Genomic DNA, 20633 nt, shown 5'->3' on the forward strand with positions numbered 1-20633 from the left:
AGTGGATTAGGTTGGGTCATAAAGGTGTGTAATTAATTGACCATTCAAATATTCACCAATATATACCTGATTTACAGTGAGTTTATTAGTATCTAATTCAGCATGAACCCAATTTTCATCTCGGTTGATAATATCAAGAATATCGTAATCAATTTGCCCATCAATAATTAATGGATAGCGTAAATCTTTATCTCCGTATTGAATGATTGAGAGTTGCCCATTTTGTTCAAGTACAGCTCGTTTTACAGTAGAGATTTCATATATGCCTGCTGCACGGAGTTTAAACATTAAATCGTGGGCTGAGATACCATTTTTCATGCATTCACTAGTTTGTACTTTGCCATCTAAAATTACCCAAACTGGGCTTCCATCGATAATATTTTTCACAAATCGGTTATGATTTTTGATAAAACGTAGCGTAAAAATTAATAATGTCCATAAAATGAGAACAAGGGAAAATTGTAGTATGCCAATATTGTCATTATAAATGACAGCGCCAATAATGCCGCCCAGTACATAATTTTGTACTTGATCCATGGCTGATGTTGGAGCAAGGTTTCCCTTACCCATTAAATTAATCTGTAAAACAAGACCAATAATGCCCATTGTAAGTTTTATAGCAAGAAATGAATAACTTTCCATTATTTATTTTCCTTATCAATAATATTGATATTCGGGTTGACTAAATTGATTTCAGAGAGTGTATAAGCAGTAAAATCATTATTAAAATTTACCTGATAGTATTTATCCTTAATATTTAAGATCATACCATTTGTAATTTTCTGGCTATTTACTCGTAGATCCTCAAATTGTAAATTTTGTGATGTTTTTACTGAGTTCAAAAATGTAACAATGCGAGAAGTATCATTTGCATATACTTGATTTTGTTCATATTGATTATACTGAATACCGAGTAAGAGAATAATTAAGAGCAGAAAAATAATACTGAGATCTCGGTATTTGGTTTCTAAACGATGGCGCAGATATAAACTTGTGACTAATAGAAGCGCACCAAGTAAAGTAAAAATTGCGATGTATTTAAAATAATCTTGAAAATACATACGGTTTTCTAAATAGAAATAAGTAAAAAAAGACATAAAAATATCCCAAGCTTAGATAAGAAAATCCCTTGCAGAGCAAGGGATTTCGTAATGCGTGAAAGTGCGGTAGAAATTACCAACCTTTTACAACACCATCTTTAAAGTGTTTTTTAGCTTCTTGGTAAACTTCTTCTGTTTGGTAAGATTTTACGAAGTCTTGAACAGCTTTGCTGTCTTTGTTATCGGTACGAGAAACGATAATGTTCACATATGGAGAATCTTTATCTTCTACAAATACACCGTTATCTTGTGCATTTAAGCCCACTTGACCCGCATAAGTATTGTTTACTACAGCTAAATCAACATCGTCTAATGCACGTGCCGCAACAGAGGTATCTACTTCAGTGATGTTTAATTTTTTCGGATTTTCAACAATATCTAATACAGTTGAAAGAAGGTTATTTGCATCTTTTAATTTGATTAAGCCTTGTTTTTCAAGAAGAATTAATGCACGGCCACGGTTTGTTGGATCGTTAGGAACAACAACTTTAGCACCTTCTTGTAATTCATTCACATTTTTGATTTTTTTAGAATACCCTGCTAATGGATAGACGAAAGTATTACCCACGATGACTAAGTTATTTAAATTTTTCGCTTTTGCATCTTCATCTAAATAAGGTTTATGTTGCATTGCGTTTGCATCTAAATCACCTTTAGATACCGCTTCATTTGGTAATGCGTAGTCATTGAATTCAACGAATTGAACGTCTAAACCATATTTTTCTTTAGCGACTTTTGCGGCAATTTCTGCAATTTGGTGCTCAGGGCCAGACATCACACCGACTTTGATTTTAAGTGGTGCAGCTGCAGCTTCAGGTTTTTTGTCTTCTTTACAGCCTGTTAAAACGAGAGCTGATGCGATTGCAGTAATTGCAAAAAGTTGTTTTAATTTCATAGGATTTCCTTCCTGTTTAAGTTAAAAGTTGTGTTTAATTAACGATGATCCACTTTTTTAGCTAGTGTATCGCCGAGTTTTTGGCTAATCATAACGAATAGCACCATAATAATGGTGGCCACCCAAGTGACATAAGGTATATTGCGATATACGCCGTAGTTGATAGCGAGGCTACCTAAACCTCCGCCGCCTTGCGTCCCTGCCATTGCAGAGTAACCAACTAAAGTGACTAGTGTAAGTGTGATGCCATTAATGAGTGTCGGTAGTGCTTCTGGCAAATAGAATTTACGAACAATCTGCCATTTAGTAGCGCCCATTGCTTGAGCGGCTTCGGTTAAACCATTTGGAATTTCCATCAATGCATTAGCAGTTAAGCGAGCTACGAATGGCATAGCGCAAATACTTAATGGAATAATTGCTGCTGTTGTACCTAATACTGTTCCCACGATAAAACGTGTTACAGGTAATAAAATTAAGAGCAAAATAATAAATGGAATGGAACGTCCAATATTAATGATCGTGTTTAACACAAAATGAGTGCGGTTATTTTGTAAAATCTCATTTTTTCCAGTTAAGAAAGTCCATACGCCAACAGGCACCCCGACTACTACGGCAAGTAAAGTAGATGCAAAGCTGATATAAATAGTTTCATAAGTTGCTGTTGCGACAACACCCCACATTTGAGATGTTAATTGCTGGCTGAATGTTGCCAAGAAATCATTGAACATAACCAAGCACCTCCACGCGCACGTTGTTTTCCATTAAATAAACTTTGGTTTGCGTAATGGCATCTTCACCTCCTTCTACTTCAGCAATGGTATAACCAAATTTCACGCCTCCAGCATAATCAATTTGTGAGGTTAAGATACTGAGCTCCACTCCAAATTTTTTTGATGCTTGAGAAAGTAACGGGGCATCGACTGAGCGACCCGTAAACTCAAATTTGATAATTGGATATGCTTTACTATGCTTCGGCGTATCAGTAAGATTTTCCAAATATTCATCAGGTAGACTGATGTGGAAAGTCGAACGAATAAATTCTTGTGCTAATTCTGTTTTAGGATTTGCAAAAATTTCACCGACAGTACCTTGTTCAATTAGGCGACCTTGATCAATAACAGCAACTTGATCACAAATCTGTTTAACAACCTCCATTTCATGGGTAATTAACAAAATCGTAATACCTAAAGTGCGGTTAATTTCTTTTAATAATTTCAGAATAGATTGTGTCGTTGCAGGATCTAATGCGCTAGTGGCTTCATCACATAATAAGACTTTAGGATCGCTGGCTAAGGCGCGTGCAATGGCTACACGTTGTTTTTGCCCACCAGAAAGATTACTTGGGTAAGCATCACGTTTTTCACTTAGACCAACAAGCTCTAAAAGTGCGGTAATTTTTTCTTGGATTTTTGCTTTTGGCTCACCTTCCAATTCTAAGGGTAATGCCACGTTTTCAAATACGGTGCGAGAACTTAGTAAATTGAAATGCTGAAAAATCATTCCAATTTGACGACGAGCACGTACTAACTCGCGATCAGAAAGTCCTGTTAATTCTACACCGTCCACAATAACGGAACCGCTAGTTGGTTTTTCTAATAAGTTTACACATCGAATTAATGTACTTTTTCCTGCGCCAGATGCGCCAATTACTCCGCAAATTTGATCTTTTTCGATGTTTAATGAGACATTATCAAGCGCAGTCAATTTCTTGCTAGGCAGCTCAAAAATCTTCGTTATATTGCTTAGCTTAATCATATAAGCCCTTTTTATTTGCTATTTTTAAATCTGTTTCGGTATTCTAGACGTCTAGATTGCTATGTCAATATGTCAGATTATCTTTTTTAGACAGATTGGTTATGAGTTATATTTGCTAATTGCTTGGATTAAATAGATAATTTTCGTCAATTTGATATGTATGAAAGGTAAGAGAATGAATAAGGCTATTTTTTTAGATCGCGATGGTACGTTAAATATTGATTACGGTTATGTACACGAAATTGATAACTTTAAGTTTATTGATGGTGCGATTGATGCATTGCGAGAATTAAAGAAACTGGGATATATGTTGGTGTTGGTTACCAATCAATCTGGAATTGCGCGTGGTTATTTTTCTGAGGCGCAGTTTTTACAGTTAACAGAATGGATGGATTGGTCATTGGCTGAACAAGATGTAGATTTGGATGGTATTTACTATTGCCCACATCATCCCGAGGGAAAAGGTGAATATAAAGAAGACTGTGATTGCCGGAAACCTAAATCTGGCATGCTATTGCAAGCGATCAAAGAATTAAAGATCGATCCTACTCAATCTATTATGGTTGGAGATAAAGTCGAAGATCTAAAAGCGGGAATTGGCGCGAAGGTGAAAATGAACGTGTTAGTTCGTACAGGTAAAACAGTAACAGAGGAAGGCGAGAGAGTAGCGGATTATGTGTTAGATTCTATCGTTGATCTTCCGAGAATTTTAAAACGATTAAAAAAATAGCTCAAAATATCTATATTTTGCTCTAATCGCTTGAGCTTTAATCAAAAGATCATTTTTTTAAATATTTTTACAAAAAAGTACTTGCAAGGGTCTTTAAAATCCCTATAATGTACCGCACACAACGACGCACTGTTGTGAAGTATTTAAGTTTACAAGTGCGTCGTTGTTTTTTGCTCTTTAACAATATATCAGACAATCTGTGTGGGCACTTGTTGATTGACTTGTTTTAAAATATTTTTAATTTTGAAGTCTTAATAGGTGCTTAACTGAAAATTCATAATTACTTTTTAAGTAGTGTTTTATTTATAGCTAAGCAGTTTATTGAGCGATTGAACTTGAATTGAAGAGTTTGATCATGGCTCAGATTGAACGCTGGCGGCAGGCTTAACACATGCAAGTCGAACGGTAGCAGGAGAAAGCTTGCTTTCTTGCTGACGAGTGGCGGACGGGTGAGTAATGCTTGGGAATCTGGTTTATGGAGGGGGATAACTACGGGAAACTGTAGCTAATACCGCGTAGTATCGGAAGATGAAAGTGCGGGACCGTAAGGCCGCATGCCATGAGATGAGCCCAAGTGGGATTAGGTAGTTGGTGGGGTAAAGGCCTACCAAGCCTGCGATCTCTAGCTGGTCTGAGAGGATGGCCAGCCACACTGGAACTGAGACACGGTCCAGACTCCTACGGGAGGCAGCAGTGGGGAATATTGCGCAATGGGGGGAACCCTGACGCAGCCATGCCGCGTGAATGAAGAAGGCCTTCGGGTTGTAAAGTTCTTTCGGTATTGAGGAAGGAGTGTATGTTAATAGCATACATTATTGACGTTAAATACAGAAGAAGCACCGGCTAACTCCGTGCCAGCAGCCGCGGTAATACGGAGGGTGCGAGCGTTAATCGGAATAACTGGGCGTAAAGGGCACGCAGGCGGTTATTTAAGTGAGGTGTGAAAGCCCCGGGCTTAACCTGGGAATTGCATTTCAGACTGGGTAACTAGAGTACTTTAGGGAGGGGTAGAATTCCACGTGTAGCGGTGAAATGCGTAGAGATGTGGAGGAATACCGAAGGCGAAGGCAGCCCCTTGGGAATGTACTGACGCTCATGTGCGAAAGCGTGGGGAGCAAACAGGATTAGATACCCTGGTAGTCCACGCTGTAAACGCTGTCGATTTGGGGATTGGGCTTAAAGCTTGGTGCCCGTAGCTAACGTGATAAATCGACCGCCTGGGGAGTACGGCCGCAAGGTTAAAACTCAAATGAATTGACGGGGGCCCGCACAAGCGGTGGAGCATGTGGTTTAATTCGATGCAACGCGAAGAACCTTACCTACTCTTGACATCCATGGAATCCTGTAGAGATACGGGAGTGCCTTCGGGAACCATGAGACAGGTGCTGCATGGCTGTCGTCAGCTCGTGTTGTGAAATGTTGGGTTAAGTCCCGCAACGAGCGCAACCCTTATCCTTTGTTGCCAGCGATTCGGTCGGGAACTCAAAGGAGACTGCCAGTGATAAACTGGAGGAAGGTGGGGATGACGTCAAGTCATCATGGCCCTTACGAGTAGGGCTACACACGTGCTACAATGGCGTATACAGAGGGTGGCGATGCCGCGAGGTGGAGCGAATCTCAGAAAGTACGTCTAAGTCCGGATTGGAGTCTGCAACTCGACTCCATGAAGTCGGAATCGCTAGTAATCGCGAATCAGAATGTCGCGGTGAATACGTTCCCGGGCCTTGTACACACCGCCCGTCACACCATGGGAGTGGGTTGTACCAGAAGTAGATAGCTTAACCGCAAGGGGGGCGTTTACCACGGTATGATTCATGACTGGGGTGAAGTCGTAACAAGGTAACCGTAGGGGAACCTGCGGTTGGATCACCTCCTTACCAAAGACGAGAGACAGCGAGTGCTCACACAGATTGACTGATAGTTGTAGACAAATGAGCAGAAGAAAACATTACCCTTGGGTCTGTAGCTCAGGTGGTTAGAGCGCACCCCTGATAAGGGTGAGGTCGGTGGTTCAAGTCCACTCAGACCCACCACTCTGAGAGTGAGTGATGTAAAGGCGTAATGATTTATGATGAAATGGGGATATAGCTCAGCTGGGAGAGCGCCTGCCTTGCACGCAGGAGGTCAGCGGTTCGATCCCGCTTATCTCCACCACTTATCATCGTTAAGTAAATTTATTCATTTAGTTTATTTAACGATGATAACTGAAAAGTTTTATCAACTGTTCTTTAAAAAATTGGAAACAAGCTGAAAACAAGAGATTTTCGAGAGAAAGTCTGAGTAGACAAGGCAGGGAAGTAAAAGGAGGGGACTGAGAAGGAAACTCTGAAAGCAAACCTGTTTTGTGATAAATCTTGATTGAACAAAAGCAATCAAGTGTTTAGTTGAATGAAAATACGCATCAAATTGACCGCACTTTGAAGTAAAAACTTAAAGTGATTGAAAACATTTGAGGTTGTATAGTTAAGTGACTAAGCGTACAAGGTGGATGCCTTGGCAATCAGAGGCGAAGAAGGACGTGCTAATCTGCGAAAAGCTTGGATGAGTCGATAAGAGGCGTTTAATCCAAGATATCCGAATGGGGAAACCCAGTAGATGAAGAATCTACTATCACTTACTGAATCCATAGGTGAGTGAGGCAAACCGGGAGAACTGAAACATCTAAGTACCCCGAGGAAAAGAAATCAACCGAGATTTCGTCAGTAGCGGCGAGCGAAAGCGAAAGAGCCTGTTAATGATAACAGCAGAGATAGAGGAATAAGCTGGGAAGCTTAGCGACACAGGGTGATAGCCCCGTACTCGACATCCAGGCTGTGGTACTAAGTTAACGAGAAGTAGGGCGGGACACGTGATATCCTGTTTGAAGATGGGGGGACCATCCTCCAAGGCTAAATACTCCTGATTGACCGATAGTGAACCAGTACTGTGAAGGAAAGGCGAAAAGAACCCCGGTGAGGGGAGTGAAATAGAACCTGAAACCTTGTACGTACAAGCAGTGGGAGCCCGCAAGGGTGACTGCGTACCTTTTGTATAATGGGTCAGCGACTTATATTTTGTAGCGAGGTTAACCGAATAGGGGAGCCGAAGGGAAACCGAGTCTTAACTGGGCGACTAGTTGCAAGGTATAGACCCGAAACCCGGTGATCTAGCCATGGGCAGGTTGAAGGTTGGGTAACACTAACTGGAGGACCGAACCGACTAATGTTGAAAAATTAGCGGATGACTTGTGGCTGGGGGTGAAAGGCCAATCAAACCGGGAGATAGCTGGTTCTCCCCGAAATCTATTTAGGTAGAGCCTTGAGCGGACACCTTTGGGGGTAGAGCACTGTTTCGGCTAGGGGTCCATCCCGGATTACCAACCCGATGCAAACTACGAATACCAAAGAGTGATACTCAGGAGACACACGGCGGGTGCTAACGTCCGTCGTGGAGAGGGAAACAACCCAGACCGCCAGCTAAGGTCCCAAAGTCTATATTAAGTGGGAAACGAAGTGGGAAGGCTTAGACAGCTAGGATGTTGGCTTAGAAGCAGCCATCATTTAAAGAAAGCGTAATAGCTCACTAGTCGAGTCGGCCTGCGCGGAAGATGTAACGGGGCTGAAATATAGCACCGAAGCTGCGGCATCAGACGTAAGTCTGTTGGGTAGGGGAGCGTTGTGTAAGCGGAAGAAGGTGTGTTGAGAAGCATGCTGGACGTATCACAAGTGCGAATGCTGACATAAGTAACGATAAAACGGGTGAAAAACCCGTTCGCCGGAAGACCAAGGGTTCCTGTCCAACGTTAATCGGGGCAGGGTGAGTCGGCCCCTAAGGCGAGGCTGAAGAGCGTAGTCGATGGGAAACAGGTTAATATTCCTGTACTTGGTAAAGCTGCGATGTGGGGACGGAGTAGGTTAGGTTATCGCACTGTTGGATATGTGCGTTTAAGTTGGTAGGTGGGAAGTTTAGGCAAATCCGGACTTCCTTAACACTGAGAGATGATGACGAGGCTCTAAGGAGCTGAAGTAACTGATACCACACTTCCAGGAAAAGCCACTAAGCGAAAGGCTTTACTAAACCGTACTGAAAACCGACACAGGTGGTCAGGTAGAGAATACTCAGGCGCTTGAGAGAACTCGGGTGAAGGAACTAGGCAAAATAGCACCGTAACTTCGGGAGAAGGTGCGCCGGCGTAGATTGTAAGGGCTAGCCCCTGAAGGTTGAACCGGTCGAAGATACCAGCTGGCTGCAACTGTTTATTAAAAACACAGCACTCTGCAAACACGAAAGTGGACGTATAGGGTGTGATGCCTGCCCGGTGCTGGAAGGTTAATTGATGGTGTAATCGAAAGAGAAGCTCCTGATCGAAGCCCCAGTAAACGGCGGCCGTAACTATAACGGTCCTAAGGTAGCGAAATTCCTTGTCGGGTAAGTTCCGACCTGCACGAATGGCATAATGATGGCCAGGCTGTCTCCACCCGAGACTCAGTGAAATTGAAATCGCCGTGAAGATGCGGTGTACCCGCGGCTAGACGGAAAGACCCCGTGAACCTTTACTATAGCTTGACACTGAACATTGAATTTTGATGTGTAGGATAGGTGGGAGACTATGAAGATGATACGCCAGTATTGTTGGAGTCGACCTTGAAATACCACCCTTTAACGTTTGATGTTCTAACGAAGATTGCGGAACGCGGTCTCGGACAGTGTCTGGTGGGTAGTTTGACTGGGGCGGTCTCCTCCCAAAGAGTAACGGAGGAGCACGAAGGTTTGCTAATCACGGTCGGACATCGTGAGGTTAGTGCAATGGTATAAGCAAGCTTAACTGCGAGACAGACAAGTCGAGCAGGTACGAAAGTAGGTCATAGTGATCCGGTGGTTCTGAATGGAAGGGCCATCGCTCAACGGATAAAAGGTACTCCGGGGATAACAGGCTGATACCGCCCAAGAGTTCATATCGACGGCGGTGTTTGGCACCTCGATGTCGGCTCATCACATCCTGGGGCTGAAGTAGGTCCCAAGGGTATGGCTGTTCGCCATTTAAAGTGGTACGCGAGCTGGGTTTAGAACGTCGTGAGACAGTTCGGTCCCTATCTGCCGTGGGCGTTGGAGAATTGGTTGGGGCTGCTCCTAGTACGAGAGGACCGGAGTGGACGCACCACTGGTGTTCCGGTTGTGTCGCCAGACGCATTGCCAGGTAGCTAAGTGCGGAAGAGATAAGTGCTGAAAGCATCTAAGCACGAAACTTGCCAAGAGATGAGTTCTCCCAGGTTATAAACCTGTAAGGGTTGTTTAAGACTAAGACGTAGATAGGCAGGGTGTGTAAGTGATGTGAGTCATTGAGCTAACCTGTACTAATTGCCCGAGAGGCTTAACTATACAACGCTCAAGTGTTTTTGGAAAACAGAGTGAAAGAAAAAGAAATTAACTAAATGTTCAGCTTGTAGCCAATGAAGAACATAGATAGAAATTAGAATAAAAGTTATCAAAGAATTATCCTGGCGGCGATAGTGCGGTGGAACCACCTGACACCATACCGAACTCAGAAGTGAAACGCTGTAATGCCGATGGTAGTGTGGGGCATCCCCATGTGAGAGTAGGGCACCGCCAGGTTACCAAATACATAAATAAAGCAGAGTAGAATAAAAGATAAGAACCCCAGTTTAAGGACTGGGGTTTTTGTTTTTTACAATTTATTCATTATTTAATCAAATAAGAGTCTGATTTTAATTTTTAATAAATAAGTGATTTTTCAACTCATATGAAGTCACATTCCTATAAATGTTTTATTAGCTGTGCTACAATCCCGCTAAAATTCTACCCTTAAAAACAAGAGAAATTATGACCGCGCTTAATGTTTTAATTTATCCTGATGATCATTTGAAGGTTGTCTGTGAGCCTGTTACTGAAGTTAATGATGCAATTCGTAAAATTGTTGATGATATGTTTGATACGATGTATCAAGAGGAAGGTATTGGTTTAGCTGCACCTCAAGTAGATATTTTGCAACGTATTATTACTATTGATGTTGAAGGTGATAAACAAAATCAGCTTGTCTTGATTAATCCTGAAATTTTGGCTTCTGAAGGCGAAACAGGAATTGAAGAGGGGTGCTTATCGATTCCAGGGTTCCGTGCGTTGGTTCCTCGTAAAGAAAAAGTGAAAGTGAGAGCGTTAGATCGTGACGGTAAAGAATTTACTTTAGATGCGGATGGTTTGCTTGCGATCTGTATTCAACACGAGATCGATCACCTTAACGGAATTTTATTTGTTGATTATCTTTCTCCACTTAAACGCCAACGTATTAAAGAAAAATTGGTGAAATATAAAAAACAAATTGCGAAACAATAAGCTTCTGATTCTTAATTAAAGTGCGGTTGATTTTAACCGCACTTTTTCCTATCAATTACCATAACGTAGAACATTATGAAATCACTTAATATTATTTTTGCTGGTACGCCAGATTTTGCTGCACAGCATTTACAAGCCATTCTAAATTCTCAACATAACGTGATCGCTGTTTATACTCAACCTGATAAACCAGCTGGTCGCGGTAAAAAACTGCAAGCAAGCCTAGTAAAGCAACTTGCTGAGCAAAATAACATTTCCGTTTATCAACCTAAATCCTTACGCAAAGAAGAGGCGCAGTCTGAATTAAAAGCGTTAAATGCAGATGTAATGGTTGTTGTGGCTTATGGATTAATTTTACCTAAAGCTGTATTAGATGCTCCTCGTTTAGGTTGTTTGAATGTGCATGGTTCTATTCTTCCTCGTTGGCGAGGCGCTGCACCCATTCAGCGCTCAATTTGGGCTGGTGATGCACAAACGGGTGTAACCATTATGCAAATGGATGAAGGTTTAGATACAGGTGATATGTTACATAAAGTCTATTGTGATATTTTACCGACTGAAACTTCAACAAGTCTTTATAACAAACTGGCGGAGCTTGCTCCATCAGCATTAATTGATGTTTTAGACAATCTTGAAAACGGTAAATTTATAGCGGAAAAACAAGATGACAGCCAAAGCAATTATGCAGAAAAACTTTCTAAAGAAGAGGCTCAATTGGATTGGTCGCTTCCGGCAATGCAACTTGAGCGTAATATCCGTGCCTTTAATCCTTGGCCGATTGCTTATTTTTCAACAGAAGATAAGGATGGCAATGCACAAACTTTGAAAGTATATCAAGCGGAAGTGTTGCCTCATCAAGATAAACCAGCGGGAACTATTTTAAGAGCGGATAAAAATGGCATTCAAATTGCGACTGTCGATGGTGTATTAAACTTATTGCAATTGCAACCTGCAGGTAAAAAGCCTATGTCTGCACAAGATTTATTAAATGGCCGTGCAGAATGGTTTACTATTGGTAAGGTGCTTGGATAATGAAAAAATTTTCTTCTAAAACTATCAAAGTAAAAAATTCAGTAAAAATGACCGCACTTTCGACCAGGGCTATTGCAGCAAACTTAATTTTGCAAGTATTGGATGAGGGCAAATCCTTGTCGGCGTTAATCCCTGAAGTGCAACCTTCTGTAAAAGCCCAAGATTTGCCCTTGTTACAAGAAATTTGTTTTGGCGTGTGTCGCGTATTGCCTCGCTTAGAGCAAATTATCAAACGTCTTGTGGATAAGCCGCTTAAAGGTAAAACTCGCATTGTTCATTGCCTGTTACTTGTGGGATTATACCAATTGCTTTATATGCGAGTGCCTGCTCATGCGGCAGTTGATGAAGTTGTGAACGCAACAAAATCATTAAAATCTGATAGTTTTAGAGGATTAGTGAATGCGGTTTTGCGTAGATTTTTACGTGAGCAAGATGAAATTTTGGCAATTATCGATAAAAATTGGCAAACGCTTCATCCTGAATGGTTCGTGAATAAGTTAAAAAAAGCCTATCCTAATTGGCGTGAGATCATTGAGGCGAACAATCAGAAACCACCAATGTGGCTACGTGTGAATTCACAAAAAAATGCCCTCAAAACTTACCGCACTTTACTTGAAGAACAAGGTGTTTCTTCGAAAACAAGCCATCATCCTAATGCTCTATGTTTAGATATACCGATTGCTGTGCAAAAATTACCGCACTTTGAAGATGGTGCTGTAACGGTGCAAGATTTTAGTGCTCAATGGGCAGCAACTTTGCTTGAGCCAAAAAATGAGGAATGGATCCTCGATGCTTGCGCGGCACCAGGCGGTAAGACAACTCATATTTTGGAACTGGCACCTCAGGCTAATGTGATTGCATTAGATATAGAATCTCATCGCTTAAAACGAGTAGAAGAAAATCTTGCACGTTTAAATCAGCAAGCGATAGTGGTGTGTGGTGATGCGAGTCAACCTGACGAATGGTTAGCTGAAATCGGTAAAAGTGCGGTGAAATTTGATCGAATTTTACTTGATGCACCTTGTTCTGCTACAGGGGTGATTCGACGCCATCCCGATATAAAATGGTTACGCAAAGAAACCGATATCGCTCAGCTTGTTGAATTACAGAAGAAAATTTTGAGTGCGCTTTGGGAAAAACTGAAGCCAAACGGTGTTTTGCTTTATGCGACTTGTTCTGTATTGCCAGAAGAAAATTGCGAACAAATCCAAGCATTTTTAAATGCTCACACAGATGCTGAGTTATTGCCATTACCCTTTAGTGATGATAAAAGTGCGGTGGGTTTTCAATTCATTCCGCAACCAAATAGTGGTGATGGGTTCTATTATGCGAAGTTACATAAATGCGCTTAGAGGCTAAAATGTTTGCCAATATTGATATCATTATTCCTTGCTATAATGCAGAACAAACGCTATCTCGCGCAGTGCAGTCCGTATTGTCTCAAACTTATTTGGGAAAAATTTGGTTGATTGATGATGGCTCTAAAGATAACACGTTAGCTTTAGCGCAAGAATGGGCAACACAATATCCGGAAAAGATAGTTGTTGAGTCTATGCCGAAAAATAGTGGCGTGGCTAAAGCGCGCAATTGGGGCGCTTTGCAATCAAGTAATGAATTTATTGCTTTTTTAGACGCTGATGATGCTTATGAACAGGGCGCATTAGAAGTTGCAGCAGCGACTTTTCATTTTCAACCCGATATCTCAGTGGTACGTTTAGCATTAAAACCGATTGATTTGCCCGCGCGTTACGCTGAACATCCTAATTTTGAGTTTGCATGGCAACATATGCGAATGACCTGTGGTGGGAGCGTGGTTTTTCGTCGAGCTTTTTTCTTGGCGTGTGGCGGTTTTCCACAAGATGAATTATTTCGTCAATTAGGTGGTGAAGATGGTGCACTTGGTATTGCGACAACTAAGATAGCTAAAGTTGCAACGCTATTTAATGATGTTGGTGTACTTCATTACTGCAGAGATGGAATGCATGCAGAACGGCTATTGGATGCGATTTTATTCCAAAAAGCGCCAGAGGAGATTACTGAAGAACAAATGGCTCGGGCTAATGACGTGACAGATGAAATTTGTCGCCAAATTAACACATTAAAGTGCGGTCTAAATTCATCAGAAATAGGCATTCGTCCTCTTGTATTAGAACGAACGGAGTAAGCGATGAAAATTATTATTTTGGGCGCAGGTCAGGTAGGAACAACGCTTGCCGAAAATTTGGTTAGTGAAGATAACGATATCACACTCGTTGATAACGAGTCCCCACAGTTACAAGCCTTACAAGAAAAGCATGATTTGCGTGTGGTGCAAGGCTCGCCATCATCACCAAAAGTGCTTCGTGATGCAGGTGCAGCCGATGCAGATTTAATGGTTGCCGTAACAGCTTCTGATGAAATCAATATGGTAGCCTGCCAAATGGGCTATACATTATTTAATACACCAACGCGTATTGCCCGTATTCGTAATTCAGAATATTTACGTGAAAAAGATAAGTTATTCAATGATGAAAATGTACCTATTGATCATTTGATTTCGCCTGAAAATCTTGTGACAGATGAAATTACACGCTTAATTGCTTATCCAGGGGCATTGCAAGTCGCCCATTTTGCGAATAATCGTATTAGCATGGTTGTGGTAAGAGCTTATTATGGTGGTCCTTTGGTTGGATATGCGCTTTCCGCATTTCGTGAACATATGCCACATATTGATTGTCGTATTATGTCTATTTTGCGTAACGGCAAACCGATTCGTCCGCAGGGTTCTACTATTGTTGAAGCAGGTGATGAAATTACTTTTATTTGTTCAACTGAGCATATAAAAGCGGTAATGAGTGAACTTCAACGCTTAGAAAAACCTTATAAACGCGTAATGATTGTTGGGGGCGGAAATGTTGCTGCTGGCGTAGCGAAATGTTTGGAAAATATTTGTACCGTAAAATTAATTGAGCGTGATGAAGAAAGGGCTAATTTGTTAGCTGAAAAACTTTCAAAAACCTTGGTTTTTTATGGCGACGCGTCTGATCAAAATTTATTGTTTGAAGAGCATATTGAAAATGTCGATGTGTTCCTTTCATTGAGTAGTGATGATGAAGCGAATATTATGTCCGCTTTATTGGCAAAACGTTTGGGTGCCAAGAAGGCAATGGTACTGATTCAACGAATTGCTTATATAAACCTGATTCAAGGTGGAAGTATTGATATTGTAGTTTCACCACAGCAAGCGACAATTTCTGCTCTGCTTGGACATGTTCGTAAAGGGGATGTAAAAAATGTGGCTACATTACGACATGGTATTGCTGAGGCTATTGAAATTGTCGCGCATGGTGATGAAAGCACCTCCAATGTGGTCGGGCGCAAAATTGGTGAGTTGCGTTTGCCTATGGGGACCATTATTGGTGCTTTATTGCGTGGTAATGATGTAATTGTTGCACGACGCCAAGTTGTGATTGAAGAAGGCGATCATGTGGTGATTTATTTGAGTGATAAGAAGAATGTGCCTGAAATTGAAAAATTGTTCCAGCCAAGTGCATTCTTCATTTAACGATTTATTTACTTTTAAGAGCGACTCATTATAATAGGCGCTCTTTTATTCAATCTCTAAAGGAAAAATTATTATGAGTTTTATTAAAGAATTTCGCGAATTTGCAATGCGCGGTAATGTTGTAGATATGGCTGTCGGTGTGATTATCGGCGGTGCGTTTGGTAAGATCGTAAGTTCACTTGTTAGTGATATTTTTATGCCTGTGCTTGGTATTTTAACGGGTGGCATTGATTTCAAAGATATGAAATTTGTATTAGCTCAAGCACAAGGTGATGTTCCGGCTGTTACTTTAAACTACGGTGTGTTTATTCAGAATGTGATTGATTTTATTATTATTGCTTTTGCAATCTTTATGATGATTAAGGCACTTAATAAAGTGAGAAAACCTGAAGAGAAAAAAGCAGGTCCTACATCAGAAGATTTGCTCACAGAAATTCGCGATTTATTAAAAAATAAATAATGAAATTGAAAAATAAAGGTTGGTAAATATGCCAACCTTTTTTTATTGTTATTTTTTAGGCTATAATCGCCCCCTAAAATTTAAGGAATTAAAAATGGAAAAATATAATAAACTCCGTATTGAATGGGATTGCCGCCGAGGAATGTTGGAGTTGGATAAAATCATTATGCCTTTTTATTTGAAGCATTTTGATGAATTAACAGATGACAAAAAAGATATATTTATTCGTTTATTAGCAAGTACAGATCTGCAGCTGTTTTCTTGGTTTTTTAATCGTGGTCAATCATCAGATTCAGAAATTCAATCTATGGTGGAATATATCCAAAACGTACAAAAAATCACAACTAATTAAAATTATTAAGATACGTATGAACTTTTTTCACACACTTGTGTCTGAGATTGCAACAAGAGCTTGCTGTCTTGAATATTAAGGCGTGTTAGATATTGGCATAGGAGAAATATGGCTGAACAGCTAACAGATCAGGCTTTGGTAGAAAGAGTGCAGCAAGGGGATAAGAAAGCCTTCAATTTGTTGGTTTCTCGTTATCAGAATAAAGTGGCGGGGCTTTTGACTCGCTATGTATCACGTAACGATATTCCTGATGTGGTGCAAGAATCCTTTATAAAGGCTTATCGCTCAATTGAATCTTTTCGTGGCGAAAGTGCTTTCTATACATGGCTTTATCGAATTGCCGTCAATACGGCAAAAAATTATTTAACGGCTCAAGGGCGTCGTCCACCTAATGAAGATATTTTAGCTGAGGATGCTGAAAATTATGATGTGGGTACGCACTTGCGGGATGTAGATACCCCTGAAAATGAAATGTTATCTAGTGAACTTGAACGAATCGTGTTTAGTACGATTCACAGTTTGCCAGAAGATTTAAAAACAGCAATCACCTTGCGAGAGCTAGAAGGCTTAAGCTATGAAGAGATTGCAGAAATTATGGATTGCCCTGTTGGTACTGTTCGTTCTCGTATTTTCCGCGCAAGGGAAATTATTGAGAATAAAATTCAGCCACTGATGCAACGCGAATAAAAAAGTCGGAGTTTACTATGCAAAAAGAGCAACTTTCAGCCTATATGGATGGCGAACAAGTCGAGGCTGGCTTGACAGATGCTTTATTGAAAGACGAAGAATTACAAGAATCTTGGCAGGCATTCCATGCTATACGAGCAGTGATGCGTAAAGAAAGCGCTTTGTTTCTAGGGGCTGATTTTACCGCTAAAATGGCAGGTTTAATTGAATCTGAAGACGTGAAGAAAGTCGATGCCATTGCGGTGTCTCAACCTGAACCAGAAGATTCACATAATTCTGCATTTATGCAAAAATTAAAAGCGTTCTTTGCGCCAATGACACAAGTTGCAGTTGCTGCTGGTGTATGTTTAGTGGCGGTACTTGGTGTTCAATCTTTCAATAATAAAAACGAAGCGTCTAATTTACCTGAGACTCCAGTATTGCAAACCTTGCCATTTAATAATGCGGTTCAAGAGGTTAGCTATAATGCGCCGAGTAAAGATACATTGACATCAGAGCAGCTTGAACAAAAAAGTCGCCGTATTGGTGCGATGTTACAGAACTATGAATTACAACGTCGTATGAATGCAGATGCATTAAATGTAAGTAGTAATAGTCAAAAATAATATGGATTAGCCCTGTGCATTTATGTTAATTCACCACCTAATATACTATTTAGTGTGGTGAATTTTTATCCTTTAAATTTAATGTTTATGAAAAAAATAGCGTTAAAACTCACCGCACTTTCTCTTTCTTTTCTATTTAGTAACATTACTTCAGCTGAAGAGCTTTCTGCGAAGCAGTCTTTAGATAAAATGACACAAGCATTGGATAATCTCAATTATGAGCTTGCCTTTGTTCAAACAACTCCATCAAATATGGATTCCTTTCGCTATCGTCATATTAAGAAAGATAATAAAACTTATGCGCAATTAGTGACGCTTGATGGTCGTCAACAAGAAATTATTCAGCGTGATAATTTAGTCAGTTATTTTCAGCCAAATACTCAAGCCTTTACGCTTAATAGTGGTAATATAGTCGATGCAATGCCTGCTGTTGTTCGCGCTGATTTTGATAAACTTTCTTCAGTTTATGATTTTATAAAAATAGGTAAAGATCGAGTGGCTGGGCGTTTTGCTGATACGATCCGTATTGTCCCTAAAGATGATTTCCGATATCAGTATTTAGTGTTTGTAGATGAAGAAAATGGTTTATTGTTACGCGGCGATATGCTTGATAGTGAGGGTAAATTACTTGATCAGTTTAGAGTTGTAACGCTTTATATCGATGATAGACTAAGAGGGTTGACGGAGTATATTAATAAAGTCTCAATGCCCCCTTTGTTGAAAGAAAGTAAAAATGAACAAAGTTCAGATATAACTTGGTCTGCAGGTTGGTTGCCACAAGGTTTTTCTTTAATTCGATATACCCAAGAAACATTAGAAAATGAAGTGATAGATAGTACGCTATATAGCGACGGTTTGTTTACTTTTACTCTGTTTGTTTCTAACGCTGGCTCTAATGTTTTGCCAGAAAATACTTGGAAACAAGGGGCATATACGATTTATAGTGAAGTGAATGGCGGAAAAGAAATTACTTTTATCGGGCAATTGCCTATAGCTGCAGCTAAGCGAATTGTACAAGAAGTTAAATTTCGATAACAAGTGCGGTGATTTTTCACCGCACTTTTATTTTTAAAGATTAGTGTAATTTTAATCTTGGTTTTAAATAACGATTAAGTTTATCAACCAGAATAATCAATCCAATTTTAATGCAACCATGTAAAGCATGTTGATGCATTCTATATAAGGATACATAGGCAAATTGTGCAAATTTACCTTGAACGGTAAGTGGATTTTTTCCAAATTTATTCGAAATACTGCCTAATGCAGTAAAGCTCGAAAGAGAAACCAAGGTGCCTTTATCGTTATATTTAAATGCTTTTAATGGTTTTTGCTCAAAAAGTGCAAAGATATTTTTTGCACAAGCTTTTGCCATTTGATGTGCGGCTTGAGCCCTTGGCGGGACTAATTTACCGTTTGGTTGCATTAATGTTGCACAGTCGCCAATGGCGAAAATGCTGTCATCCACAGTGGTTTGGAGAGTATCTTTTACCACTAATTGATTGATACGGTTAAGCTCTAATCCATCAAATTGTTGTGTCACTGTTGAAGTGCGAACGCCTGCGGCCCAAACAATCAGATCTGCTTTAATTTCTTCTCCATCTTTGGTGATAAGGGTATTTGGTTGAGCTTCCGTGATCATCGTGTTTAATTTCACGTTCGCGCCCATTTCTTGCAATTCGTCTAATACCGCAGCAGATAAATCTTCTGGTAGCGCCGGCAGTAAACGAGGCCCTGCTTCAACGAGTGTGACTTGTAAACAAGAGTTATCAATTTTGCCATAGCCGTAAGAAGATAAATCTTCCGTGGCATGATAAAGCTCAGCTGTTAATTCCACACCAGTTGCTCCACCACCGACAATGGCGATGTTCACTTTATTTTCATACACTAATTTTTGTTTAAATTCTTCTTCACCAATATCATCTAAAGCACGGTTTTCAGAGAATTTAAGGAATAATTCCAACATCTTTTGCTGAAAGCGCAACGCTTGATCTGAGCTGTCTAGGAAAATACAGTTATCTGCTACACCTTTTGTGTTGAAATCATTTGATTTGCTACCGATCGCAACCACTAAATAATCATAAGGAATTCGGCGAGCAATGACGAGCATATCGCCTTCTTGCCCATAAACAGGGGCGAGTTCAACATATTTTTGTTCACGATTAATACGAGTGATTGAACCCTGTTCAAAACTGAAATGGTGATTTTTACCATGTGCGCGATAGCTAAGAGAATCCATGCCATCATCCATCACACCTGTAGCTATTTCATGTAATAATGGTTTCCACAAATGGGTCGTATTACGATCGACAAGCGTCACTTTAGCCTGTTCTTTTCGACCTAATTTGTCTCCTAAAAATGTCGCTAATTCAATGCCGCCAGCCCCTCCGCCAACGATCACGACGTTTTTCATAATGTACTCCTAAAAGCAAAATTGTTAAAAATGTTAAACTACTGTAATGATAGCATAACAAATAAACAAGAAGAAAAAATTTAATGGAAATGACCGCGCTTCATTGATGGCAGCGATCGTAAAGCGGTTGTAATTGTTGGATGGTTTGAGTGATAAATAAAACGGGATCGATTTGGCTTAGTTGATCTTTTTCAATACTTTTCCCAATACACCAAAAATCTTCATCTGAGCGCAAGAGAAGATCTTTTTCAGAAATGCCCTTCACTTGGCGGAAATCATCATATTCGCTTTCATCTTCTCGCCAAATATCAAAATCCGCAAATTGTTTGAAATCAAATTGATCAAGCCAATGATTATATTGTTGCACATTAATTTGTGAGCGATCGGCACGATAGCAATGCCAATCCAAGCACACTCTTAATCGACGGCGATTTAAGAGCACGGAAAAAATGGCTGCAGAATTTTGGTTAAACTCGTATTTAAAATAAGCGAAGAAATGTGCGCGGACTTGCCAGCCATTGGTCCAGCTTTCAATATGCGGTTTCGCAAAAGGCGTACCGAGTTGTGCTGAAACAGATTGAATTATCGCTTTCCAATTATCCCAATGCAATTTGTAATCAGCTTTAATTGCCGGAATCTCTTCCGGACAGAATTTTTTCATTTGGGCGAATTGATAGAAAGGAATATTGAACAGTTCGCAAGATTCAGTATTAAGTGAGAGCATCGTGTTTCC

18 protein-coding genes, 2 tRNA genes and 3 rRNA genes are annotated in these 20633 nt (G+C 40.3%); 16 read left to right on the forward strand and 7 right to left on the reverse strand.

The genetic code is table 11. The features are described 5' to 3' along the window. Positions 1 to 6: 6 nt before the first annotated feature. The 5 genes from C3V42_RS04645 to metN form a co-directional block, all read right to left on the reverse strand. Positions 7 to 642, reverse strand: coding sequence for a DUF421 domain-containing protein (locus tag C3V42_RS04645; RefSeq protein ID WP_065265208.1), 636 nt, complete (start codon positions 640 to 642; stop codon positions 7 to 9). After that, positions 642 to 1097: a DUF3290 family protein gene (locus C3V42_RS04650; RefSeq protein WP_065265209.1), complete on the reverse strand. Its 456-nt coding sequence runs from the start codon at positions 1095 to 1097 to the stop codon at positions 642 to 644. The genes C3V42_RS04645 and C3V42_RS04650 overlap by 1 nt, the downstream gene beginning before the upstream one ends. Before the next feature lie 76 nt (positions 1098 to 1173). Next, the gene (locus C3V42_RS04655; protein WP_106013841.1) at positions 1174 to 1995 is read right to left on the reverse strand and encodes a MetQ/NlpA family lipoprotein; all 822 of its coding nucleotides are present in this window, start codon (positions 1993 to 1995) and stop codon (positions 1174 to 1176) included. 38 nt (positions 1996 to 2033) lie between these two features. Then, positions 2034 to 2723: a methionine ABC transporter permease gene (locus C3V42_RS04660; RefSeq protein ID WP_106013842.1), complete on the reverse strand. Its 690-nt coding sequence runs from the start codon at positions 2721 to 2723 to the stop codon at positions 2034 to 2036. Further along, positions 2713 to 3750, reverse strand: a complete 1038-nt coding sequence (gene metN, locus C3V42_RS04665; RefSeq protein WP_106013843.1) for a methionine ABC transporter ATP-binding protein MetN — start codon at positions 3748 to 3750, stop codon at positions 2713 to 2715. The genes C3V42_RS04660 and metN overlap by 11 nt, the downstream gene beginning before the upstream one ends. Positions 3751 to 3925: 175 nt before the next feature. Between metN and gmhB the strand changes: the two genes are divergently transcribed. The 16 genes from gmhB to rseB all read left to right on the forward strand — a co-directional run bounded on the left by gmhB (position 3926) and on the right by rseB (position 18525). Then, the gene (gene gmhB, locus C3V42_RS04670) at positions 3926 to 4480 is read left to right on the forward strand and encodes a D-glycero-beta-D-manno-heptose 1,7-bisphosphate 7-phosphatase (RefSeq protein WP_106013844.1); all 555 of its coding nucleotides are present in this window, start codon (positions 3926 to 3928) and stop codon (positions 4478 to 4480) included. Between the two features lie 337 nt (positions 4481 to 4817). After that, positions 4818 to 6357, forward strand: a 16S ribosomal RNA gene (locus C3V42_RS04675). A gap of 79 nt (positions 6358 to 6436) precedes the next feature. Beyond that, positions 6437 to 6513 (forward strand) — tRNA-Ile (locus C3V42_RS04680). 45 nt (positions 6514 to 6558) lie between these two features. Further along, a tRNA-Ala gene (locus C3V42_RS04685) sits at positions 6559 to 6634 on the forward strand. Between the two features lie 307 nt (positions 6635 to 6941). Next, positions 6942 to 9838, forward strand: a 23S ribosomal RNA gene (locus C3V42_RS04690). A gap of 118 nt (positions 9839 to 9956) precedes the next feature. Then, positions 9957 to 10072: ribosomal RNA gene (gene rrf, locus C3V42_RS04695) — 5S ribosomal RNA — on the forward strand. Together the 16S, 23S and 5S rRNA genes with 2 tRNA genes alongside form the textbook arrangement of a ribosomal RNA operon. 228 nt (positions 10073 to 10300) lie before the next feature. Then, positions 10301 to 10810: a peptide deformylase gene (def, locus tag C3V42_RS04700; protein WP_005633001.1), complete on the forward strand. Its 510-nt coding sequence runs from the start codon at positions 10301 to 10303 to the stop codon at positions 10808 to 10810. 75 nt (positions 10811 to 10885) lie between these two features. After that, positions 10886 to 11842, forward strand: coding sequence for a methionyl-tRNA formyltransferase (fmt, locus tag C3V42_RS04705; protein WP_009500396.1), 957 nt, complete (start codon positions 10886 to 10888; stop codon positions 11840 to 11842). Beyond that, complete coding sequence (gene rsmB, locus C3V42_RS04710) at positions 11842 to 13194, forward strand: 16S rRNA (cytosine(967)-C(5))-methyltransferase RsmB (RefSeq protein WP_009500397.1); 1353 nt, start codon at positions 11842 to 11844, stop codon at positions 13192 to 13194. The genes fmt and rsmB overlap by 1 nt, the downstream gene beginning before the upstream one ends. 8 nt (positions 13195 to 13202) lie before the next feature. After that, positions 13203 to 14006: a glycosyltransferase family A protein gene (locus tag C3V42_RS04715; RefSeq protein WP_032803406.1), complete on the forward strand. Its 804-nt coding sequence runs from the start codon at positions 13203 to 13205 to the stop codon at positions 14004 to 14006. Positions 14007 to 14009: 3 nt separating this feature from the next. Continuing rightward, complete coding sequence (trkA, locus tag C3V42_RS04720; RefSeq protein WP_106013845.1) at positions 14010 to 15386, forward strand: Trk system potassium transporter TrkA; 1377 nt, start codon at positions 14010 to 14012, stop codon at positions 15384 to 15386. Positions 15387 to 15459: 73 nt separating this feature from the next. Continuing rightward, positions 15460 to 15846 (forward strand): large-conductance mechanosensitive channel protein MscL, encoded by a 387-nt coding sequence (gene mscL / locus C3V42_RS04725; protein ID WP_005630888.1) that lies wholly within the window; start codon positions 15460 to 15462, stop codon positions 15844 to 15846. A gap of 94 nt (positions 15847 to 15940) precedes the next feature. Next, positions 15941 to 16198: a succinate dehydrogenase assembly factor 2 gene (locus tag C3V42_RS04730; protein ID WP_005643996.1), complete on the forward strand. Its 258-nt coding sequence runs from the start codon at positions 15941 to 15943 to the stop codon at positions 16196 to 16198. Positions 16199 to 16306: 108 nt separating this feature from the next. Then, entirely contained in the window at positions 16307 to 16885 is a 579-nt protein-coding gene (gene rpoE / locus C3V42_RS04735) for an RNA polymerase sigma factor RpoE (RefSeq protein ID WP_005627595.1), read from the forward strand. 17 nt (positions 16886 to 16902) lie between these two features. Continuing rightward, positions 16903 to 17490 carry a sigma-E factor negative regulatory protein gene (locus C3V42_RS04740; protein ID WP_106013846.1) on the forward strand — a complete coding sequence of 196 codons (588 nt, stop codon included), beginning with the start codon at positions 16903 to 16905 and terminating at the stop codon, positions 17488 to 17490. Positions 17491 to 17577: 87 nt separating this feature from the next. Next, positions 17578 to 18525 (forward strand): sigma-E factor regulatory protein RseB, encoded by a 948-nt coding sequence (gene rseB, locus C3V42_RS04745; protein ID WP_106013847.1) that lies wholly within the window; start codon positions 17578 to 17580, stop codon positions 18523 to 18525. 40 nt (positions 18526 to 18565) lie between these two features. Here the strand turns inward: rseB and C3V42_RS04750 are convergent, their stop codons facing one another. Further along, positions 18566 to 19900: an NAD(P)/FAD-dependent oxidoreductase gene (locus C3V42_RS04750; RefSeq protein WP_106013848.1), complete on the reverse strand. Its 1335-nt coding sequence runs from the start codon at positions 19898 to 19900 to the stop codon at positions 18566 to 18568. A gap of 100 nt (positions 19901 to 20000) precedes the next feature. Next, positions 20001 to 20624 carry a glucose-6-phosphate 1-dehydrogenase family protein gene (locus tag C3V42_RS04755; protein ID WP_106013849.1) on the reverse strand — a complete coding sequence of 208 codons (624 nt, stop codon included), beginning with the start codon at positions 20622 to 20624 and terminating at the stop codon, positions 20001 to 20003. Positions 20625 to 20633: the final 9 nt, after the last annotated feature.

This window comes from Haemophilus sp. oral taxon 036 (genome assembly GCF_002998595.1).
Taxonomy (GTDB): Bacteria; Pseudomonadota; Gammaproteobacteria; order Enterobacterales; family Pasteurellaceae; genus Haemophilus; species Haemophilus haemolyticus_K.